The following is a 17,184-nucleotide window of genomic DNA, read 5'->3' on the forward strand; positions in this document are numbered from 1 at the left end:
GAGCATGAAGAAGCATGTGTTGGCCGCCCTGGCCGGAACCGTTGCCGGGGTCATTGCGACCACCCAGGTCGCCGGCCCGCTGATCGCGCAGGAACTGTCGAGCGACAGTTCGGTCTATGAACAGCTCGACCTCTTCGGCGACATCTTCGAGCTCGTCCGGGCCCAGTATGTCGAAGAAGTGCCGACAGAAAAGCTGGTGACGGCGGCGATCAACGGGATGCTGACCTCGCTGGACCCGCATTCCAGCTATCTGTCCGCAAAGGATTTCGAGGACATGCAGGTGCAGACCCGGGGCGAATTCGGCGGCCTGGGGATCGAGGTCACGCAGGAAGAGGGCTTCATCAAGGTGATCTCGCCGATGGACGGCACCCCCGCCGCCAAGGCCGGCATCCTGGCCGGGGACTTCATCACCCATGTGAACGGCGAATCCGTGCTGGGACTGATGCTGGACGACGCCGTCGCCAAGATGCGCGGGCCGGTCGGGTCCGAGATCATCATCACCGTCGTCCGTCAGGGCACGCCGGAACCCTTCGACGTGTCGATCATCCGCGACACGATCAAGCTGACCGCCGCCAGGGGTCGCGTCGTCGGCAACACCGTTGTCCTGCGGATCACCACCTTCAACGACCAGACCACCAGCGACATGACCGAGGCGCTGAAGAAGGGAATCGAGGAACTGGGCGGGGCCGGGAATCTCGATGGTGTGGTGATCGACCTGCGCAACAACCCCGGCGGCCTTCTGAACGAGGCGATCTCGGTTTCGGACGCCTTCCTCGACAAGGGCGAGATCGTCTCGACCCGGGGCCGCGTCGCCGGCAGCGGCGAGCGCTACAATGCCACACCTGGCGACCTGGCAGGCGGCAAGCCCATCGTGGTGCTCATCAACGGCGGTTCGGCATCGGCCTCCGAGATCGTGGCGGGCGCGCTTCAGGACCATCGCCGGGCGATCGTCGTGGGCACCAAGAGCTTCGGCAAGGGCTCGGTCCAGACGCTGATCCCGCTGCGCGGCGACGGCGCGATGCGGCTGACCACGGCGCGCTACTACACCCCGTCGGGCCGCTCGATCCAGGCGCTGGGCATTTCGCCCGACATCGTGGTCCAGCAGCCCGCTCCGAAGCCGGTCGATCCGGCCGCCGCCGCCGAGGAGGAGAAATCCGCCGCAAGCCGGCAGCGGTCCGAGGCCGACCTGCGCGGCGCGATCTCTAACGACTCGATGACGGACGAGGAAAAGCGGCTCTACGAGGAGGAACTCGCCCGGGCCGAGGAATCGGCCAAGCTGCGCGACGAGGACTATCAGCTGGCCTATGCGGTGGACATCATCAAGGGGCTGACGGCCATCGCCCCGGAAACGCCGTGACGCCATGGTCGCGGCCGACAGCCTGCCCTATCGCCCTTGTGTCGGCGTGGTGCTGATCGACGCGCGCGGCCTGGTCTTTGCCGGCCAGCGCATCGACAGCCCCTCGCCTGCCTGGCAGATGCCGCAGGGCGGGATCGACAAGGACGAAAAGCCGAAAGAGGCCGCCTACCGCGAGCTTTGGGAGGAAACCGGCATCCCTCGCGACAAGGTGGAGTTCGTGGCCAAGACCCACGGCTGGGTCACCTACGACCTGCCGCCCGAGCTTCTGGGCAAGGTCTGGGGCGGAAAGTATCGCGGGCAGAAGCAGAAGTGGTTCCTGTTCCGCTTTCTCGGCCGGGACTCGGACGTGAAGATCGCGACCGAACACCCCGAATTCTCCACCTGGCGCTGGATCACTGCGGACGAGATGCTGGACAGCATCGTGCCCTTCAAGCGCGCGGTCTATGAAGAGGTCATCCGCAGCTTCCGCGCCTATCTGGCCTGAGACGCCTTGACCTGCCGCAAGGCACGGCACCGGACTTCTGGGCAACCTGAACCCGTCCCTGTCCGAAAGGCCGCCCTGATGCAATCTGCCATGGCCATCACTGCCGTCTTCCTGACGCTGTTCGTTGTGCCGATCCTCGTCTACGGTGCCCAGTCCGCATTGACTGGCCTGCAACCCCCCGGCGACAATCCCGCCACATTCCTGTTCGGTGTTGCCGTGTCGAAACTGGGCACGGCACTGGCCTTTGTCGGCTTCTGGCTCCTGGCCCGCAATGATCTGGCAGGGCAGCTATGGACCTATGTTGCGCTGTGGTGGCTGATGTTCGTCCTGGGCGAGATCAGCCAGGCGATCGGGCCGGATTACAGCTGGCCCGAAGCCATCGGCGGGATCATATCCGAAACGATCTATCTGCCGCTCTCCGGCCTCATCCTGCGTTGGCTCCTCCCTGCCTTGGCCTGACCGGCACCACCATCCGGAAACACGTTCCGATCTTTCCCGGCAGAAGGGCGGTCAGCGGGAAATCTGCCCCCGTCGCTGATGTAGTGCAGAACCGTTGCCTAGCTGCGCCAAGTCCCCTGCGATTTCCGCCTTATCTGCCGAAAACTCCCTGCCTTCGCTTGATGTCGCCCCCCGGGTCAGGCTACGGACCCGCGCAAAAGACGGCCGCCGCCCGTGTGAAAGGTCCGATCCATGTCCCTGCCGAACCATGCTCCGATCTCCGAGCTTTACGTCTCGTACGACTCTGCCCAGAAGCTGAAGATCGAGGCGGGCAACCTGCCCTCCTGGGATCTGACCCCGCGCCAGATCTGCGACCTGGAATTGCTGATGAACGGCGGGTTCCATCCGCTGAAGGGCTTCATGAGCCAGGCCGACTACGACAGCGTGGTGGACCGGATGCGGCTGGCCGACGGGACGCTGTTTCCGATCCCGATCACGCTGGACGTGTCCGAAGCCTTCGCCGACAAAGTCGAACCAGGCCAGGATATCGCGCTGCGCGACCAGGAAGGCGTGATCCTGGCAATCCTGTCGATCAGCGACAAATGGGTGCCGAACAAGGCGGTCGAGGCGGAGAAGGTCTTCGGCGCCGACGACATCGCCCATCCGGCGGTGAACTACCTGCACCATACGGCGGGCAAGGTCTATCTGGGCGGCCCGATCACCGGGATCCAGCCGCCCGTCCACTACGACTTCAAGGCCCGCCGCGATACGCCCAACGAGTTGCGCGCGCTGTTCCGCAAGCTGGGCTGGCGCAAGATCGTGGCCTTCCAGACCCGCAATCCGCTGCACCGCGCGCATCAGGAACTGACCTTCCGCGCCGCGCGCGAGGCCGAAGCCAACCTCCTGATCCACCCGGTCGTCGGCATGACCAAGCCGGGCGACGTGGACCATTTCACCCGCGTCCGCTGCTATGAAGCGGTGCTGGACAAGTATCCGGCCCAGACCACCGCGCTTTCCCTCCTCAACCTCGCCATGCGCATGGCCGGGCCCCGTGAGGCGGTGTGGCACGGCATCATCCGCCGCAATCACGGCTGCACCCACATGATCGTCGGCCGCGATCATGCGGGCCCCGGCAAGAACTCCCAGGGCAAGGATTTCTACGACCCCTACGCCGCGCAGGAACTGTTCCGCGCCCATCAGGCCGAGATCGGCATCGAGATGGTCGACTTCAAGCACATGGTCTATGTGCAGGAAAAGGCTCAGTACTACCCTGCGAACGAGATCCCCGAAGGCTCGACGGTCCTCGACATTTCCGGCACCGAACTTCGCCGCCGCCTGCGCGAGGGGCTGGAGATCCCCGAATGGTTCAGCTTCCCCGAAGTGGTGGCCGAGTTGCGCAAGACAAGCCCGGCGCGGTCGAAACAGGGCTTCACCGTGTTCTTCACTGGCCTCTCGGGCAGCGGCAAGTCCACCATTGCCAACGCGCTGATGGTCAAGCTGATGGAGATGGGCGGGCGCCCCGTCACGCTCTTGGACGGGGACGTGGTGCGCAAGCACCTGTCCTCGGAACTGGGCTTCTCCAGGGAACACCGCGACATCAACATCCGCCGCATCGGCTATGTCGCCTCCGAGATCACCAAGAACGGCGGCATCGCGATCTGTGCGCCGATCGCGCCCTATGCTGCGACCCGCCGCGCCGTGCGCGAGATGATCGAGGCCTTCGGCGCCTTCGTCGAGGTGCATGTGGCGACGCGCATCGAGGAATGCGAAAGGCGCGACCGCAAGGGTCTCTACAAGCTGGCGCGCGAGGGCAAGATCAAGGAATTCACCGGGATCTCCGACCCCTACGAGGCGCCGGAAGCCCCGGAACTGCGCGTGGACACCGAGAATGTGGATGTCGATCACTGCGCCCATCAGGTGCTGCTGAAGCTGGAACAGATGGGCCTGATCCGGGCCTGACGCATCCTCGTTCGCGCCTCCCCTCCCCCTGCGTGGGGAGGGGATGGGGGTGGGGGAGCCGCAGGCCTATTCGGCCCGCGTCATCCGGGTCAGCGTGCCGTCCTTCAGCACGACCTGGTGATAGATCGCCAGCGCCGCATGGCCCAGCGCGAGAGCCATCAGCAGATTGGCGAAAAGCCCGTGGATTTCGCCGGTCTCCAGGCCCAGGAACCATGCGCTGATCCCGCCCAGCGGCACGGCGATCATCAGGACGTATAGCGCAAGGTGCACCCAACCCGCCGCACGGACCTGAAGGCTGCCCACCTCGCCGGCCGGTTCGGGCGCGCCACGGCCCAGCCGCACCAGCACCCGCAGGACCGCAAGCGCCAGGATGGCCAACCCCAGCGCGACATGCGGGACGAACCCGGCCGTGCCGCCCTCTTCGACCCGCTCCAGCGCCGCGTTCGCGCCTTCGCCGGTGAACCAGGCGATTGCAAGCAGCACGGCGACCAGCCAGTGCAGCACGATCTGGATGCCCGAGTAACCGGTAGTGGTTTTCATGAAGACCTCCGCTGACGACAGCCCCGACACGACAGAACCTGCCGGTTCCGTCGTGGAAGCAAGCGACCGTTTCATACTTTTGCCGCAGATTGTCGCCACTACGGAGGCAATTCAAGCGACGAGATGCGACGATGCCGGAAACTCTCTACCAATTGCTCCGAGACAGCTGGACGGACGGTTTTCAGGCGCTTCAAAGCCTTCTTCCGGCCGCCGCGTTCTTCCTGGCGCTGGGCATGCTGGTCAAGCGCAGTGCAGTCTTTGCCGACATGCGCCGTGCTGCGGCCGAAACCGGGTTGAACCTCCAGATCCTCGTCTTCAACCTGATCGTCGTCGGACCCATGATCGTGATCCTGTCACAGGCTCTGGTCTGGATCGTCTACTCGCAAGGGATTTCCCTGATCGACAGCTCGGTCTGGATCGGCGTTCCGGCGCTGCCTGTCATGCTTCTTGGCATCTTCATCGGCGATTTCGTCGGCTACTGGCGGCATCGGCTGGAACACACCCGCTTCCTCTGGCCCAGCCATGCCGTCCATCATTCCGATACGGAAATGACCTGGCTGACCCTGGAGCGGTTCCACCCGATCAATCGCCTCACCACCTTCGTGATCGACACGGCGGCCCTTCTGCTTCTTGGACTGCCGGCCGAGGCGGTGATCGCGAACAACCTCGTGCGGCATTACTACGGCTTTCTGATCCACGCCGACCTGCCCTGGACCTACGGGCCACTTGGCAAGATCTTCGTATCTCCGGCCATGCATCGCTGGCATCATGCCGCCGACAAGGCCGCGTTCGACACCAACTATGCAACCGTGTTCTCGATCTTCGACCGGGTGTTCGGAACCTTCCGCGTGCCGGGTCCCTGCACCGTGCCATTGGGCGTCACCGACCGCATGGCGCCGACCCTGGCCGGGCAGATCGGCTATGCCTTCACGGCCAGGGCCTATCGCCGCAGATCAGTCAAACCGCCTGCGCCCACCGACGCCGAGATGGCCAGGGTTCCCGGCGAATAGGATCAATGCACGCTGACCGGCGTGAAGTCGTGCTCGCGCGCAAGGTGGAACGCAAGCCGACGGTCGGCGACCAGCGCCAGCTGGCGCCCGTCGGCTCCGTGGACCGACCAGATCACTTCCAGCCCGCCCATCTGTTCGCGCACCTCTTCCGGCAGGTCCGTCACCGGGACCTCGCGGACATAGACGATGCGATCGCTGCCCTGCGGCAATCCGTTGAATGGCGTGTTCATGTCTTGCCCCCTTCCTTTTGGCTGGCATCCTTGCGACCGATCCGGATCGTCTGCACCACGGTCTCGGGGACGTGGCGGCGCAGATCGACGTGGAGAAGCCCGTTCTCCATCGTGGCCCCCGCGACCTCGACCCCGTCGGCCAGGACGAAACTGCGCTGGAAGGCGCGGCTGGCGATGCCCCGGTGCAGGAACACCCGTTCCCCCGCGTCATCGCCCTGGCGGCCCCGGACAACAAGCTGCCGGTCCTCGACCGTGATCGACAGGTCCTCCTCGCGGAAGCCCGCGACGGCCAGGGTGATCCGGTAGGCGTTGTCCGCCACCGCCTCGATGTTGAACGGAGGATAGCCCTCGGCTCCCGACTTCGCGGTGCGCTCTACCAGCCGTTCCAGCTGCTCGAACCCCAGAAGATACGGGTGGGCCCCAAAGCTCAGTTTCGTCATCGGACAGTCCTTGGCATAAGCGACGGTTCGGTCTGTGCGGCCCCGCAATCAGGCACCACACGGCTCGAATATGGGGCGGGCGGTCGGGTCCTGCAAGGCCCCGGACACGGGCTGCGGAGGCCGATTTCTGCGAGAGTTTCGGCAGAAACCTTCCCGCAAGGGCGGTGCTTTCCTATATCCTTGCACAAAGGCAGGAACCGATTCGTCACAGCCATGAACGCCCCCACCGAACTCAGCCATGAAGAGATGCTGGGCATCCGTCTGGAAGTCCTCCGTCGCGAACACCGCGACCTGGACGAGGCCATTCATGCCCTGGAGCAGACCGGGAGACCCGACCAGCTGACCCTGCGCCGGCTGAAGAAGCAGAAGCTGGCGCTGAAGGACCAGATCGTGAAGATCGAGGACATGCTGATCCCCGATATCATCGCCTGACGCCTATCTGGGCATCAGCCCCGACTCTTCGGCCAGCCGGGCCATCGCCTCCAGGATCATGCCGTCATCGGCCCAGGCGGTGATGGCGTAAAGCGCGTTGTCCTGGGCCTCGGAGAAGGTCGCCATGATCTCGCGCCGAGCGTCGGTATCGCGCGGATAGGGCGCGGGGAACACCGCCATACCCTGCCGCACCCCCGCAGCGTGGTCGGGAAGGCCGATCCGGTCCAGAAGCGCGGCCAGCTGCGGCGCCATCGTGCCGGAGGAGTTGTAGAAATACTGGTGCGCGCTGCCGTTGAAGCTTTCCGCGAGGAAGAAGTGCATGAGCAGGATGTCCGCCTGCGCCGGACCCATTTCGGCAAAGGCGGCGTCGGCCTCGTCCGGTGTCCACCAGCCGGCCAGACATTCGGTGATCAGGCGCCAGGCCAGGTGATCCACGCGCCGGTGCCTGTCCGCGCCCTGCCGCCTTGCCTCGAACTCCGCGGCAAGGCCCGGATCGCTTGCGATCAGCGCCTCGGTTGCGGCAAGGATGCGCGGTTCCGACCCATGCAGCGCCGTTGACGCCGCGCGCAGGGCGAGGCCGCGCAGTCCGCCGTCCAGGACCGCGCGGTCTGCCATGCGCTCCGCAGGGCCGGCGTCCCAATCGGGCCAGAGGGTCAACGGAGTGCGCAGGTAACGGGCCTCGGCGGACAGGCCGTGGCGTTCGGCAGCCGCGACGATTTCGGGCAGCACGGTGGAAGGTTCCAGGTAGGTCAGGCTGTAGAGCGGGTCGGGATAGGTCGCCTTTTCCCACAGCAGGATCAGGTAGGGCAGGTCGGCCAGGGGCTCGGGCAGGGCTGCGGACCGTTCCCGCATGACTGAGGCGAAGGCGCCGGCATTGCGCAGCGCCGGGTCGGGGTCCGGCGGAATGTCGTCGCGGGTGATGGCCTCGACCGCGTAGGACCAGGCTTCTTCGCCCAGGACCTCGCTCATTGGATAGTCCAGCCGCGCCCCGGGTTCGCAGGGGCTGGCACCTGCCCCGGTTGTCAGCCACACCCACAACACCAACCCTGCAAGACACCGCATGACCCGCTCCGCTTTCCCCTAAAGTCGCACATTCGCGGACCAGGACAAGCCAACAGCGCCGGTCCCCCTTTCGCCGGCCCCCGTCCTTCGTGTAAGGCAGGCCCGGCAGACAGGAGGCGCGGATGGCTGACGTCGGGATCATCATGGGGTCGCAAAGCGACTGGCCGACCATGAAGGCCGCGGCCGAGATCCTGGACGAGCTCGGCATCCCCTACGAGACCAGGATCGTCAGCGCGCACCGCACGCCCGACCGGCTGTGGGACTATGGCAAGACCGCCGTCGCGCGAGGCCTCAAGGTCATCATCGCCGGCGCAGGCGGGGCGGCGCACCTGCCGGGGATGATGGCGTCCAAGACCCGGGTGCCGGTGATCGGCGTTCCGGTGCAGACAAAGGCGCTGTCGGGCGTCGATTCGCTCTATTCGATCCTCCAGATGCCCAAGGGCTACCCGGTCGCCACCATGGCCATCGGCGGGGCGGCCAATGCTGGCCTGATGGCCGCCGCGATCCTTGCGACCTCCGACCCCGCCGTGGCCGCGAAGCTGGACGCCTGGCGCGAGGCGCTGTCGGCTTCGATCCCCGAGGAGCCGTCCGATGACTGACGCCCTGCCGCAAGGCGCGACCATCGGGATACTCGGCGGCGGGCAACTGGGGCGGATGCTCTCGGTTGCTGCCAGCCGCCTTGGCTATCGCTGCCACATCTACGAACCCGGCGCCGCCCCTGCGGGCGACGTGGCGCATCGCGTCACCACCGCGCCCTACGAGGACGAAGCGGCGCTGCGCGCCTTCGCGGGTTCGGTCGATGTCATAACCTACGAATTCGAGAACGTGCCGACCTCGGCGCTGGACCTTCTGGAAAGCCTGAAGCCGATCCGCCCCAACCGCCGGGCGCTGGCCGTCAGCCAGGACCGGATCGCCGAGAAGAGCTTTCTGAACGACCTCGGATTGCAGACCGCCCCCTGGTCGCAGGTTGACTCCGAGGCCGATCTTCGCGCCGCCGCCGAAAGCCTCGGCCTTCCCGCGATCCTCAAGACCACCCGCCTCGGTTACGATGGCAAGGGCCAGGCCAGGCTGGACGGCGAAGCCGACATCCCTGCCGCCTGGGCCGCGATGAACGGTGCGGCCTCGGTGCTGGAGGGCTTCGTCGCCTTCGAGCGCGAGGTCAGCGTCATCGCCGCGCGCGCTCTGGATGGCTCGGTCGCATGTTACGATCCGGGCGAGAACATCCACCGCGAAGGCATCCTGCGCACGACCACAGTGCCCGCACGCCTGACCCCCGGCCAGCGCGCCGATGCCGTGCTGATCGCCGCCCGGATCCTGAACGCTCTGGACTATGTCGGCGTGATGGGGGTGGAGCTGTTCGTCACACCGCGCGGGCTTCTGGTCAACGAGATCGCGCCGCGCGTCCACAATTCCGGCCACTGGACGCAACAGGGCTGCACGGTGGACCAGTTCGAACAGCATATCCGCGCCGTGGCGGGCCTGCCGCTCGGCGACGGCAACCGCCATGCCGACGTGGTGATGGAGAACCTGATCGGCGACGACGTGCTGCGGGTGCCCGACCTCTTGAAGGCCTGTGACACGGCTGTCCATCTTTACGGCAAGGGCGCGCCCCGCCCCGGTCGGAAGATGGGCCATGTGAACCGGATCATCCGCGCCTGACGCCTCCTCGTGCGCCTGCGGCTTCTCGTCGGCGGGCCCTCGCGAGGAGAAGCCGAAGGCGCACGACGAGCCTCAGCGCAGGAACCGCCCTTCCCGCAGGAAGTGGATCACCTGCCGGATCACCGTCGGGTTGACCATCATCCAGGTGTGGCTGACCGGCAGCGTCAGGTGGTCCGCCATCCCCTCCAGCCGGGTCGAGGCCACCGTCACCTTGCCGTCGTCCGGCCCCGGCAGAAGCTGGCTGAACCAGGGGCTGACCGAGCGCGTCCCCGCGATGATACCCAGCGGAAAATCGGCCGGGGGCAGGCGGTTCGGCCAGCTGTCCGGCCCGGTGCCCAAGGACAGGCCGGCGGGGCCGTTGATCATCTGGAACACCTTCCAGTCGCCGAAATGATCCACCAGTTCCGACCCGTGATTGGGCGGAGCCAGCATCACCACGCGGCCCAGCCCCGGCGGATGCCCCCGCGCCAGCCAGTCGCGCACCAGGATACCGCCCATCGAATGGGTGACGAAATGCGTCGTGCCCGCGAAGGGCGCGGCATGGGCGCGGGCGACCTCGGCCACCATCGCCTCGGGCGCGGCCCTGGTGGACGGATAGGCGGCATGGGCCACCGCATAGCCCGCCGCCCGCAGCGCCAGCCCCATGGCCGCAAGCGAGCGCGCCGACCTCGCAAGGCCATGCACCAGGATCACCCGCTCGGTCGGGGCATGTCCTGCGGGGCGGTCGGCGGGCAGGCGAAGGGGCAGTTTCAGGCGCATGGCCGGACCATGCGCGCTTGCAGGGACCTTGGGAAGGGCCGGCAAGCCTGACCCTGCGTCGCGCCGCCTCTGGACAACGGGCCCGACCCCGCGCAACCCTTGGACACCATGGCCCGCTTCAAGCCCCGCATCGCCGTCCGCGCTCTGATCCTGCACCAGGACCGGCTGCTTCTGGTCAACGCCTATCCCGACCGGCGCCTTGGCCTGTGGTGCGCGCCCGGCGGCGGCTGCGAGTCCGGTCAATCGCTTCCCGAAAACCTCGCGCGGGAGGTGATGGAGGAAACCGGCTTGACCATCGCCGTCGGACCGCCCGTCCTTGTGAACGAATTCCACGACCCCGACACCGGCTTTCACCAGATCGACCTGTTCTTCCGCTGCACCATTGCCGGGGGCGAGATCGACGACGCCTGGCAGGACCCCGAGGGCGTCGTCACCGACCGGCGCTTCTACTCGCGCGCCGAGCTTGCCGGCATCCGCTTCAAGCCCGACAGCCTGCCCGAGGCCGCCTGGGGCAATGGTAGCGCCCTCTACGACCCGCTGGAGGCGATCCTCAAATGAGCCGCGCCTTCGTCAACGAGGATGCCGGGGCCGACCGTCCCGACCTGCCGGAACTCCCCGTTCCGCCGGGGCCGAACATCGTCACCCCGCGCGGCCTTGCCGCCCTGCATGCACAGATTGCCCGACGCCAGTTGGATCTTGCTGCCCTGAAGGACCGGCCCGACCGGCTGGACAAGCTGCCCGAGGCCGCCGCCGAGCGGGACCTCCGCTGGCTTGAGGCGCGGCTGAAGGCCGCCGTCGTGATCGACCCGGCCGGGCACGACCTGTCCGAGGTCGCCTTCGGCCTTGCCGTCACCGTCAGCGACCCGGATGGCCGCGAGACCACCTACGAGATCGTGGGCGAGGACGAGGCCGACGCGACGCGCCATCGCATCGCTCCGAACTCCCCGCTCGCGCGCGCTCTTCTCGGCGCGCAGGTTGGCGATGTGGTCACCTGGAAGCGCCCGTCCGGCCCTATCGATCTCGAGATCGTCCGGATCGCCCATGCGGATCCGTGAGCTTTTCACCTCGGAAACCGCGCTGGTCGCTCAATTCTACCGCGAGGCGCCGGATTACTGGCTCATGGCCAAAGGCCGCTGCGACCCGAAGGCGCAGGCGCAGGATTTCTTCATCGACGCCCCGCCGAACTGCGATCCGGCGGACAGCGACCGCCTCGGCCTGTTCCTGAACCACAGGCTTTCGGGCGTGGCCGAAATCTCCTACGGCTTCCCTGAGCCTGGCGACGCCTATCTCGGACTGATGATCCTCGGTCCCTGGGCACAAGGGGCCGGGCATGGCAGGGCCTTCCTCGCCCATGCCGAAACACTCGCCCGCAAACGCCACGCCCCGCGAATTTACCTTGCCGTTCTCGACGTCAATCTGCGTGGTCGGGCCTTCTGGGAACGCGAGGGCTTCCGGGCGACAGGCCTGCGCCGCCAGGATGGCACGACAGGACACTGGATCGAACGGCTTGTGAAACCTCTCTGACACCGGCGCTGCGCTTTCGGGCGTCAAGAGAAAAGGGCGCCCGAAGGCGCCCTTTCCTGTCTCGTTGACCGGATGGATCAGAAGTCCATCCCGCCCATGCCGCCGCCAGCCGGCATCGCCGGGGCAGCCTTCGGCTCGGGGCGGTCGGCGATCATCGCCTCGGTGGTGATCAGCAGCGAAGCCACCGACGCCGCGTCTTCCAGAGCGGTGCGGGTCACCTTGGCCGGGTCGATCACGCCGAACTTGAACATGTCGCCATATTCTTCGGTCTGGGCGTTGAAGCCGAAGTTCTTGTCGTTCGACTCGCGGATCTTGCCCGCGACGACCGAGCCGTCCACGCCGGCGTTGTCGGCGATCTGGCGCAGCGGAGCCTCCAGCGCGCGGCGGATGATGGCGATGCCGGCATCCTGGTCGCTGTTGGCGCCCTTCAGCCCTTCCAGCGTCTTGGCCGCCTGAACAAGGGCCACACCGCCGCCGACGATCACGCCTTCCTGCACGGCCGCACGGGTCGCGTTCAGGGCGTCATCGACGCGGTCCTTGCGCTCTTTCACTTCGACTTCGGTCATGCCGCCGACGCGGATGACGGCAACACCACCGGCGAGCTTGGCCACACGCTCCTGCAGCTTCTCGCGGTCGTAGTCCGAGGTGGTCTCCTCGATCTGGGCGCGGATCTGGCTGACGCGGGCTTCGATCTCCTTCTTGTCGCCGGCGCCGTCGATGATCGTGGTGTCATCCTTCTTGATGACGACCTTCTTGGCGCGGCCCAGCATGTCGAGCCCGACATTCTCCAGCTTCATGCCGAGGTCGTCCGAGATGACCTGGCCACCGGTCAGGATCGCGATGTCCTGCAGCATGGCCTTGCGACGGTCGCCGAAGCCCGGGGCCTTCACGGCCGCGATCTTCAGGCCGCCACGCAGCTTGTTGACGACCAGCGTGGCCAGAGCCTCGCCTTCGACGTCTTCAGCCACGATGACCAGCGGCTTCTGCGACTGGATGACGGCTTCCAGCAGCGGAACCATCGGCTGCAGCGACGACAGCTTCTTCTCGTGCAGCAGGATGAACGCGTCTTCCAGTTCCGCGACCATCTTGTCGGCGTTGGTCACGAAGTAGGGCGACAGGTAGCCGCGGTCGAACTGCATCCCTTCGACCACTTCGACTTCGGTCTCCATGCCCTTGTTCTCTTCGACGGTGATCACACCCTCATTGCCGACCTTCTGCATCGCGTCAGCGATGAAGCGGCCGATCTGGGCCTCGCCGTTGGCCGAGATGGTGCCGACCTGCGCCACTTCGTCCGAGTCCTTGACCGGGCGGGCGGCAGCCTTGATCGCCTCGACGACCTTGTGGGTCGCCAGGTCGATGCCGCGCTTCAGGTCCATCGGGTTCATGCCGGCGGCAACGGCCTTCATGCCCTCGCGGATGATCGCCTGCGCCAGAACGGTCGCGGTGGTGGTGCCGTCGCCGGCCTCGTCATTGGTGCGGGAAGCGACTTCCTTCACCATCTGGGCGCCCATGTTCTCGAACTTGTCGGCGAGTTCGATTTCCTTGGCGACGGTCACGCCGTCCTTGGTGATGCGGGGAGAGCCGAAGGACTTGTCGATCACGACGTTGCGGCCTTTCGGGCCGAGGGTCACCTTCACGGCGTCGGCGAGGATGTTGACGCCGCGCAGCATGCGGTCGCGGGCGTCGGTGTCGAACTTGACGTCTTTAGCAGCCATTATGACAGCTCCTTGAATGGATTGATTGCGGAACGCTTGGGGTGGGATTCCACCCATCTATCCTCAGGCGATGATGCCGAGGATGTCGCTTTCCTTCATGATCAGCAGTTCTTCGCCGTTCAGGGTCACTTCGGTGCCCGACCACTTGCCGAACAGCACGCGATCGCCGGCCTTCACCGACGGGGCGATCAGCTCGCCCGAATCCTTGCGGGCGCCTTCGCCCACGGCAACGACTTCGCCCTCGGCGGGCTTTTCCTTGGCGGTGTCGGGGATGATCAGCCCGCCCTTGGTCTTTTCATCGGACTGGACGCGCTTGACCAGAACACGGTCATGCAGGGGTTTGAAAGCCATCTGGAGGTTCTCCCTTGAGTCACCAGGTTTGAATTCGATTAGCACTCAGGCAAGGCGAGTGCTAACGGCGGTGAGGTAGGCAATCCCGCCCCGCCTGTCAACTCCCCGTCCGGGCGTCGGGAACGGTTTTTCGCATTGCCTTTTGGCGGTCCGATGCCACGATGCCGATCATCCGTCGCAACCGTCCAGTGGTGCCCATGTCCCGCCTTGCCGCCGTCACCCTTGCCCTTGTCCTGTCCTTCCTGCACGCGCTGCCCGCCCTCGCGCTCTGTGGCGGGCGCAATCTGTTCGAGGAGATGGATCCCGCGAAGCTTGCCAGCATCCGTGACGCCGCCGAGGCCGTCCCCTTCCCCAAGGGCAATTTCTGGCAGGCGGTGCGCGGCGACGAGGTCATAACCATCGCCGGCACCTATCATTTCGACGACCCGCGCCACCAGGCGAACCTCGACAAGCTGCAACTCTTCATCGCCGACGCCACGACGGTGTTGGTCGAATCCGGTCCCGAGGAAGAAAAGGCGCTGATGGACCTGGTTGCTCGCGAGCCCGCGCGGATGTTCATCACTACCGGCCCAACGCTCTTTGAACAACTGCCGGCCGAGGTCTGGGCGCAACTGTCCGATGCCATGTCCAAACGCGGCATTCCCGGCTTCATGGCGGCGAAGTTCCGGCCCTGGTATGTGCTGGCCGTCCTGGCCATCCCGCCCTGCGCCATGGAGCAGATGTCCGACCCCAAGGGCCTTGACGGCATGGTGATCGACGCGGCTCTGGCTGCGGGCACGCCCGTCCGCGCGCTGGAGCCATATGACACGATCTTCACCCTGTTCGACAGCATGACCGACGAGGAGATCCTTGCCATGCTGCAATCGACGCTCGCCCTCGAGGACCGGTCCGAGGATCACGCCGTCACCCTCGCCGACAGCTATTTCGCCGGTCGCAGCCGCGAGATCTGGGAGTTCATGCGCCAGATCAGCTATGACCTGCCCGGCTACACCCGCGCGCAGGTGGATGCCGAGTTCGCGCGGATGGAAGAGCTGCTGATGAATGCCCGCAACCGCGCCTGGATTCCGGTGCTGACCCAGGCAGCGAAGGAAGGCCCCGTGGTCGCCGCCTTCGGCGCGCTGCATCTTTCGGGCGAGCAGGGCGTGCTGAACCTGCTCCGGCAACAGGGCTTCAGTCTGACCGAGTTGCAGTTTTGATCCTGCCGGGGCGCATCGAGCGACTGTTCATCCTCGACCTCGGCCTGTTCGAGGTGCGGGGCGGCGAGCGCATCATCGGCATCCCGGCCTATCTGCTGGAAACCGACCGCGGCCAGCGCATCCTGATCGACACGGGCTTTCCCCCGGACTACCTGACCGACCCCGACCGGCCCGCGCGCGACGGGCTGCCCCGCTTTGGCCGGCTGATCGACTTCCGCCCCGACCAGACTGCCGAGGGCGCGCTGGCGCTGCTGGGGCTCAGGCCCGCCGACATCGACCTGGTGATCCTCAGCCACGGGCACATCGACCACGTCGGCTCGCTGCCGCTTTTCGCCCATGCCCCCGTGGTCCTGACCGACCGCGAACGGGCCGAGCCCGCGCCGCTCTACTTCGGCGACGCCCCCCCGATCGCCTGGCCCGAGACAACCTACGTCCGGATCGAGGCCGACACCCCGGTCTGCGAGGGGCTGACCCTGGTCCCCACTCCCGGCCACACGGCGGGGCATCTGTCGGCGCTGGTGACGCTCGCTGACGGGCGCAGCGCGATCCTGGCCATCGACGCGCTGAACCGCATTTCGGAACCCGCCGAGGGCTTTGCCGATTCCGCCGATCCCGCCGCCTCGCAGGCCTCGGCCAGTTACCTGTTGTCGGTTGCCCCGCCCGAGGCGGTGCTGATCTACGGCCACGAGCCGACACAATGGCCACTGCTGCCCAAGGCGCCCCGGCCGTGGTAGAGGCCCATCGCCAGGGTGTGCTGCTGCTTCTCGCATCCACCCTGGCCTGGAGCACCTCGGGCCTCTTCGCCCGCGCCATTCCGCTGGACACGCCGACCGTGATCCTCTGGCGCGGGCTGGCGGGGGCGGCGGGGCTGGTCGTGGTGCTGCTCTGGCTGCGCGGACGGCAAGGCTTCGGCGATTTCGTCCGGCTTGGCCCGGCGGGCTGGGGCTATGCGCTCTGTTCGGGCCTTGGCATGCTGTTCTTCGTCGGCAGCCTGAAGGCCACCTCGATCGCCCATGTCGCGATCATCTATGCCACGCTGCCCTTCGTCGCGGCCTTCCTCGGCTGGTGGCTCCTGCGCGAGGCGCCGGGGCGCGCGGGTCTTGCCGCCGCCGGTCTGGCGCTGGCGGGGGCGACGATCATGGTCGGCCTCGGCGGCGACGGCACGCTGATCGGCGATGCCATGGCCTTCGGCATGGTGCTGGCCATGGCCGGCATGATCCTGATCTTGCGCGGCCGGCCCGAGACGCCCACGCTCGCCGCCGGGATCGTCTCGGCGATCTGGGCGCCGCTCGTCATGGCGCCCTTCGCCACGGTCGAGGGCCTGACCGCCTGGAACATTACCCTGCTTGTCGCCTTCGGCCTGGTGAACTCCACCGCCGGGCTGGCACTGTTCATCCTCGGCTCGCGCCACACCTCGCCGGTCGAAACCGCGCTGATCGGTGCGCTGGAAACCGCGCTGACCCCGGTCTGGGTCTGGCTGGTGTTCCACGAGACGCCGACGCCCCCGACCCTGGTCGGCGGGGCGATGGTGATGGCGGCCTCGGTCGGCCATATCCTGTGGACCGCGCGGCAACCGGCCCCGCGCTAGCGCATGGGGGCGCCCGGACAGGGCGCCCCCCCCCGGCAGCCTTAACGCTGGCCGGCCTTGCCGGGGATCATCCCCCGTTTCGGCACCAGTTTCGGCCCCTGCGGCCCTTTCGGCCCCTTCAGGACCGCCGGGTCGAACCCCGGCCCCTTCGCCGCCTTCTGCAACGGCTTCAACCCCGCCATGGCGGGTCTTCCAGTCTTGGTCTTCGGCATGATCTGCCCCTGTATTGAATAGGATGGATGGACCGGCGCGCGACCGGTCGCGAAACGGCGCTCAGGCCGAAACGGTCTTGTCCATTCTCAGGGCACTCCTCGGGTGAAGGGCTGCACTCGGGCCATCGGGCCCCGCTCATGCCCCCCAGGGGGGCGTCAGACGGTCAGGTCCATGACACGACAACTCCTCTGCCAAGGCGGGCATCCTGCCACATCCCGCCCCGCGTG

At 66.7% G+C, this 17,184-nt stretch carries 22 protein-coding genes; 14 read left to right on the forward strand and 8 right to left on the reverse strand.

Annotated elements, in window-relative coordinates:
* Positions 1–4 precede the first annotated feature (4 nt).
* The 4 genes from FL625_RS09330 to FL625_RS09345 all read left to right on the forward strand — a co-directional run bounded on the left by FL625_RS09330 (position 5) and on the right by FL625_RS09345 (position 4,238).
* Positions 5–1,357, forward strand: coding sequence for a S41 family peptidase (locus FL625_RS09330; RefSeq protein WP_149588396.1), 1,353 nt, complete (start codon positions 5–7; stop codon positions 1,355–1,357).
* A gap of 4 nt (positions 1,358–1,361) precedes the next feature.
* A complete protein-coding gene (locus tag FL625_RS09335; protein ID WP_149588397.1) occupies positions 1,362–1,841 on the forward strand; it encodes an RNA pyrophosphohydrolase in 480 nt (159 codons plus the stop codon).
* 90 nt (positions 1,842–1,931) lie between these two features.
* On the forward strand, positions 1,932–2,300 hold the full coding sequence (locus FL625_RS09340; protein WP_149588398.1) for a hypothetical protein: 369 nt from the start codon (positions 1,932–1,934) through the stop codon (positions 2,298–2,300).
* Positions 2,301–2,531: 231 nt separating this feature from the next.
* The gene (locus FL625_RS09345) at positions 2,532–4,238 is read left to right on the forward strand and encodes a bifunctional sulfate adenylyltransferase/adenylylsulfate kinase (protein WP_149588399.1); all 1,707 of its coding nucleotides are present in this window, start codon (positions 2,532–2,534) and stop codon (positions 4,236–4,238) included.
* A 66-nt stretch (positions 4,239–4,304) separates the two neighbouring features.
* Here FL625_RS09345 and FL625_RS09350 read toward each other — a convergent pair whose 3' ends face one another.
* Positions 4,305–4,778: a cytochrome b gene (locus tag FL625_RS09350; RefSeq protein ID WP_160147758.1), complete on the reverse strand. Its 474-nt coding sequence runs from the start codon at positions 4,776–4,778 to the stop codon at positions 4,305–4,307.
* 131 nt (positions 4,779–4,909) lie between these two features.
* Between FL625_RS09350 and FL625_RS09355 the strand changes: the two genes are divergently transcribed.
* Positions 4,910–5,788, forward strand: a complete 879-nt coding sequence (locus tag FL625_RS09355; protein WP_200833919.1) for a sterol desaturase family protein — start codon at positions 4,910–4,912, stop codon at positions 5,786–5,788.
* A gap of 2 nt (positions 5,789–5,790) precedes the next feature.
* Here the strand turns inward: FL625_RS09355 and FL625_RS09360 are convergent, their stop codons facing one another.
* A complete protein-coding gene (locus FL625_RS09360) occupies positions 5,791–6,018 on the reverse strand; it encodes a DUF1150 family protein (protein WP_149588401.1) in 228 nt (75 codons plus the stop codon).
* Entirely contained in the window at positions 6,015–6,458 is a 444-nt protein-coding gene (locus FL625_RS09365; RefSeq protein ID WP_149588402.1) for an Hsp20 family protein, read from the reverse strand. The genes FL625_RS09360 and FL625_RS09365 overlap by 4 nt, the downstream gene beginning before the upstream one ends.
* A gap of 213 nt (positions 6,459–6,671) precedes the next feature.
* Between FL625_RS09365 and FL625_RS09370 the strand changes: the two genes are divergently transcribed.
* Positions 6,672–6,890 carry a YdcH family protein gene (locus tag FL625_RS09370; protein WP_128516141.1) on the forward strand — a complete coding sequence of 73 codons (219 nt, stop codon included), beginning with the start codon at positions 6,672–6,674 and terminating at the stop codon, positions 6,888–6,890.
* Positions 6,891–6,893: 3 nt separating this feature from the next.
* Here FL625_RS09370 and FL625_RS09375 read toward each other — a convergent pair whose 3' ends face one another.
* A complete protein-coding gene (locus tag FL625_RS09375; protein ID WP_160147759.1) occupies positions 6,894–7,859 on the reverse strand; it encodes a DMP19 family protein in 966 nt (321 codons plus the stop codon).
* A 215-nt stretch (positions 7,860–8,074) separates the two neighbouring features.
* Here FL625_RS09375 and purE point away from each other — a divergent pair, with 215 nt between their 5' ends.
* Both purE and FL625_RS09385 read left to right on the forward strand, forming a co-directional pair.
* Entirely contained in the window at positions 8,075–8,551 is a 477-nt protein-coding gene (gene purE, locus FL625_RS09380) for a 5-(carboxyamino)imidazole ribonucleotide mutase (protein ID WP_149588404.1), read from the forward strand.
* Positions 8,544–9,611, forward strand: a complete 1,068-nt coding sequence (locus FL625_RS09385) for a 5-(carboxyamino)imidazole ribonucleotide synthase (RefSeq protein ID WP_149588405.1) — start codon at positions 8,544–8,546, stop codon at positions 9,609–9,611. Before purE ends, FL625_RS09385 begins: the two co-directional genes overlap by 8 nt.
* 72 nt (positions 9,612–9,683) lie before the next feature.
* Here FL625_RS09385 and FL625_RS09390 read toward each other — a convergent pair whose 3' ends face one another.
* Positions 9,684–10,370 (reverse strand): esterase/lipase family protein, encoded by a 687-nt coding sequence (locus tag FL625_RS09390; protein ID WP_149588406.1) that lies wholly within the window; start codon positions 10,368–10,370, stop codon positions 9,684–9,686.
* Between the two features lie 108 nt (positions 10,371–10,478).
* On the opposite strand from FL625_RS09390, the gene FL625_RS09395 reads away from it, so the two are divergent.
* The 3 genes from FL625_RS09395 to FL625_RS09405 are packed head-to-tail and all read left to right on the forward strand — an operon-like array spanning position 10,479 to position 11,894.
* Positions 10,479–10,928 carry an NUDIX domain-containing protein gene (locus FL625_RS09395; protein WP_149588407.1) on the forward strand — a complete coding sequence of 150 codons (450 nt, stop codon included), beginning with the start codon at positions 10,479–10,481 and terminating at the stop codon, positions 10,926–10,928.
* Positions 10,925–11,425, forward strand: coding sequence for a GreA/GreB family elongation factor (locus tag FL625_RS09400; protein WP_149588408.1), 501 nt, complete (start codon positions 10,925–10,927; stop codon positions 11,423–11,425). The genes FL625_RS09395 and FL625_RS09400 overlap by 4 nt, the downstream gene beginning before the upstream one ends.
* A complete protein-coding gene (locus FL625_RS09405; RefSeq protein WP_149588409.1) occupies positions 11,412–11,894 on the forward strand; it encodes a GNAT family N-acetyltransferase in 483 nt (160 codons plus the stop codon). Before FL625_RS09400 ends, FL625_RS09405 begins: the two co-directional genes overlap by 14 nt.
* Positions 11,895–11,971: 77 nt before the next feature.
* Here the strand turns inward: FL625_RS09405 and groL are convergent, their stop codons facing one another.
* Complete coding sequence (groL, locus tag FL625_RS09410) at positions 11,972–13,609, reverse strand: chaperonin GroEL (RefSeq protein ID WP_149588410.1); 1,638 nt, start codon at positions 13,607–13,609, stop codon at positions 11,972–11,974.
* Between the two features lie 63 nt (positions 13,610–13,672).
* The gene (gene groES / locus FL625_RS09415) at positions 13,673–13,960 is read right to left on the reverse strand and encodes a co-chaperone GroES (protein WP_149588411.1); all 288 of its coding nucleotides are present in this window, start codon (positions 13,958–13,960) and stop codon (positions 13,673–13,675) included.
* Between the two features lie 197 nt (positions 13,961–14,157).
* Between groES and FL625_RS09420 the strand changes: the two genes are divergently transcribed.
* Genes FL625_RS09420 through FL625_RS09430 form a run of 3 tightly spaced genes read left to right on the forward strand, consistent with a single transcriptional unit; the run spans position 14,158 to position 16,744 of the window.
* The gene (locus FL625_RS09420) at positions 14,158–15,156 is read left to right on the forward strand and encodes a TraB/GumN family protein (protein ID WP_149588604.1); all 999 of its coding nucleotides are present in this window, start codon (positions 14,158–14,160) and stop codon (positions 15,154–15,156) included.
* The gene (locus FL625_RS09425) at positions 15,153–15,890 is read left to right on the forward strand and encodes an N-acyl homoserine lactonase family protein (protein WP_149588412.1); all 738 of its coding nucleotides are present in this window, start codon (positions 15,153–15,155) and stop codon (positions 15,888–15,890) included. The genes FL625_RS09420 and FL625_RS09425 overlap by 4 nt, the downstream gene beginning before the upstream one ends.
* Positions 15,854–16,744: a DMT family transporter gene (locus FL625_RS09430; protein ID WP_149588413.1), complete on the forward strand. Its 891-nt coding sequence runs from the start codon at positions 15,854–15,856 to the stop codon at positions 16,742–16,744. Before FL625_RS09425 ends, FL625_RS09430 begins: the two co-directional genes overlap by 37 nt.
* 41 nt (positions 16,745–16,785) lie before the next feature.
* On the opposite strand, the gene FL625_RS18080 is transcribed toward FL625_RS09430, so the two are convergent.
* Complete coding sequence (locus FL625_RS18080; protein ID WP_160147760.1) at positions 16,786–16,956, reverse strand: hypothetical protein; 171 nt, start codon at positions 16,954–16,956, stop codon at positions 16,786–16,788.
* Positions 16,957–17,184: the final 228 nt, after the last annotated feature.

This window comes from Tabrizicola flagellatus (assembly GCF_008271465.1).
Taxonomy (GTDB): Bacteria; Pseudomonadota; Alphaproteobacteria; order Rhodobacterales; family Rhodobacteraceae; genus Tabrizicola; species Tabrizicola flagellata.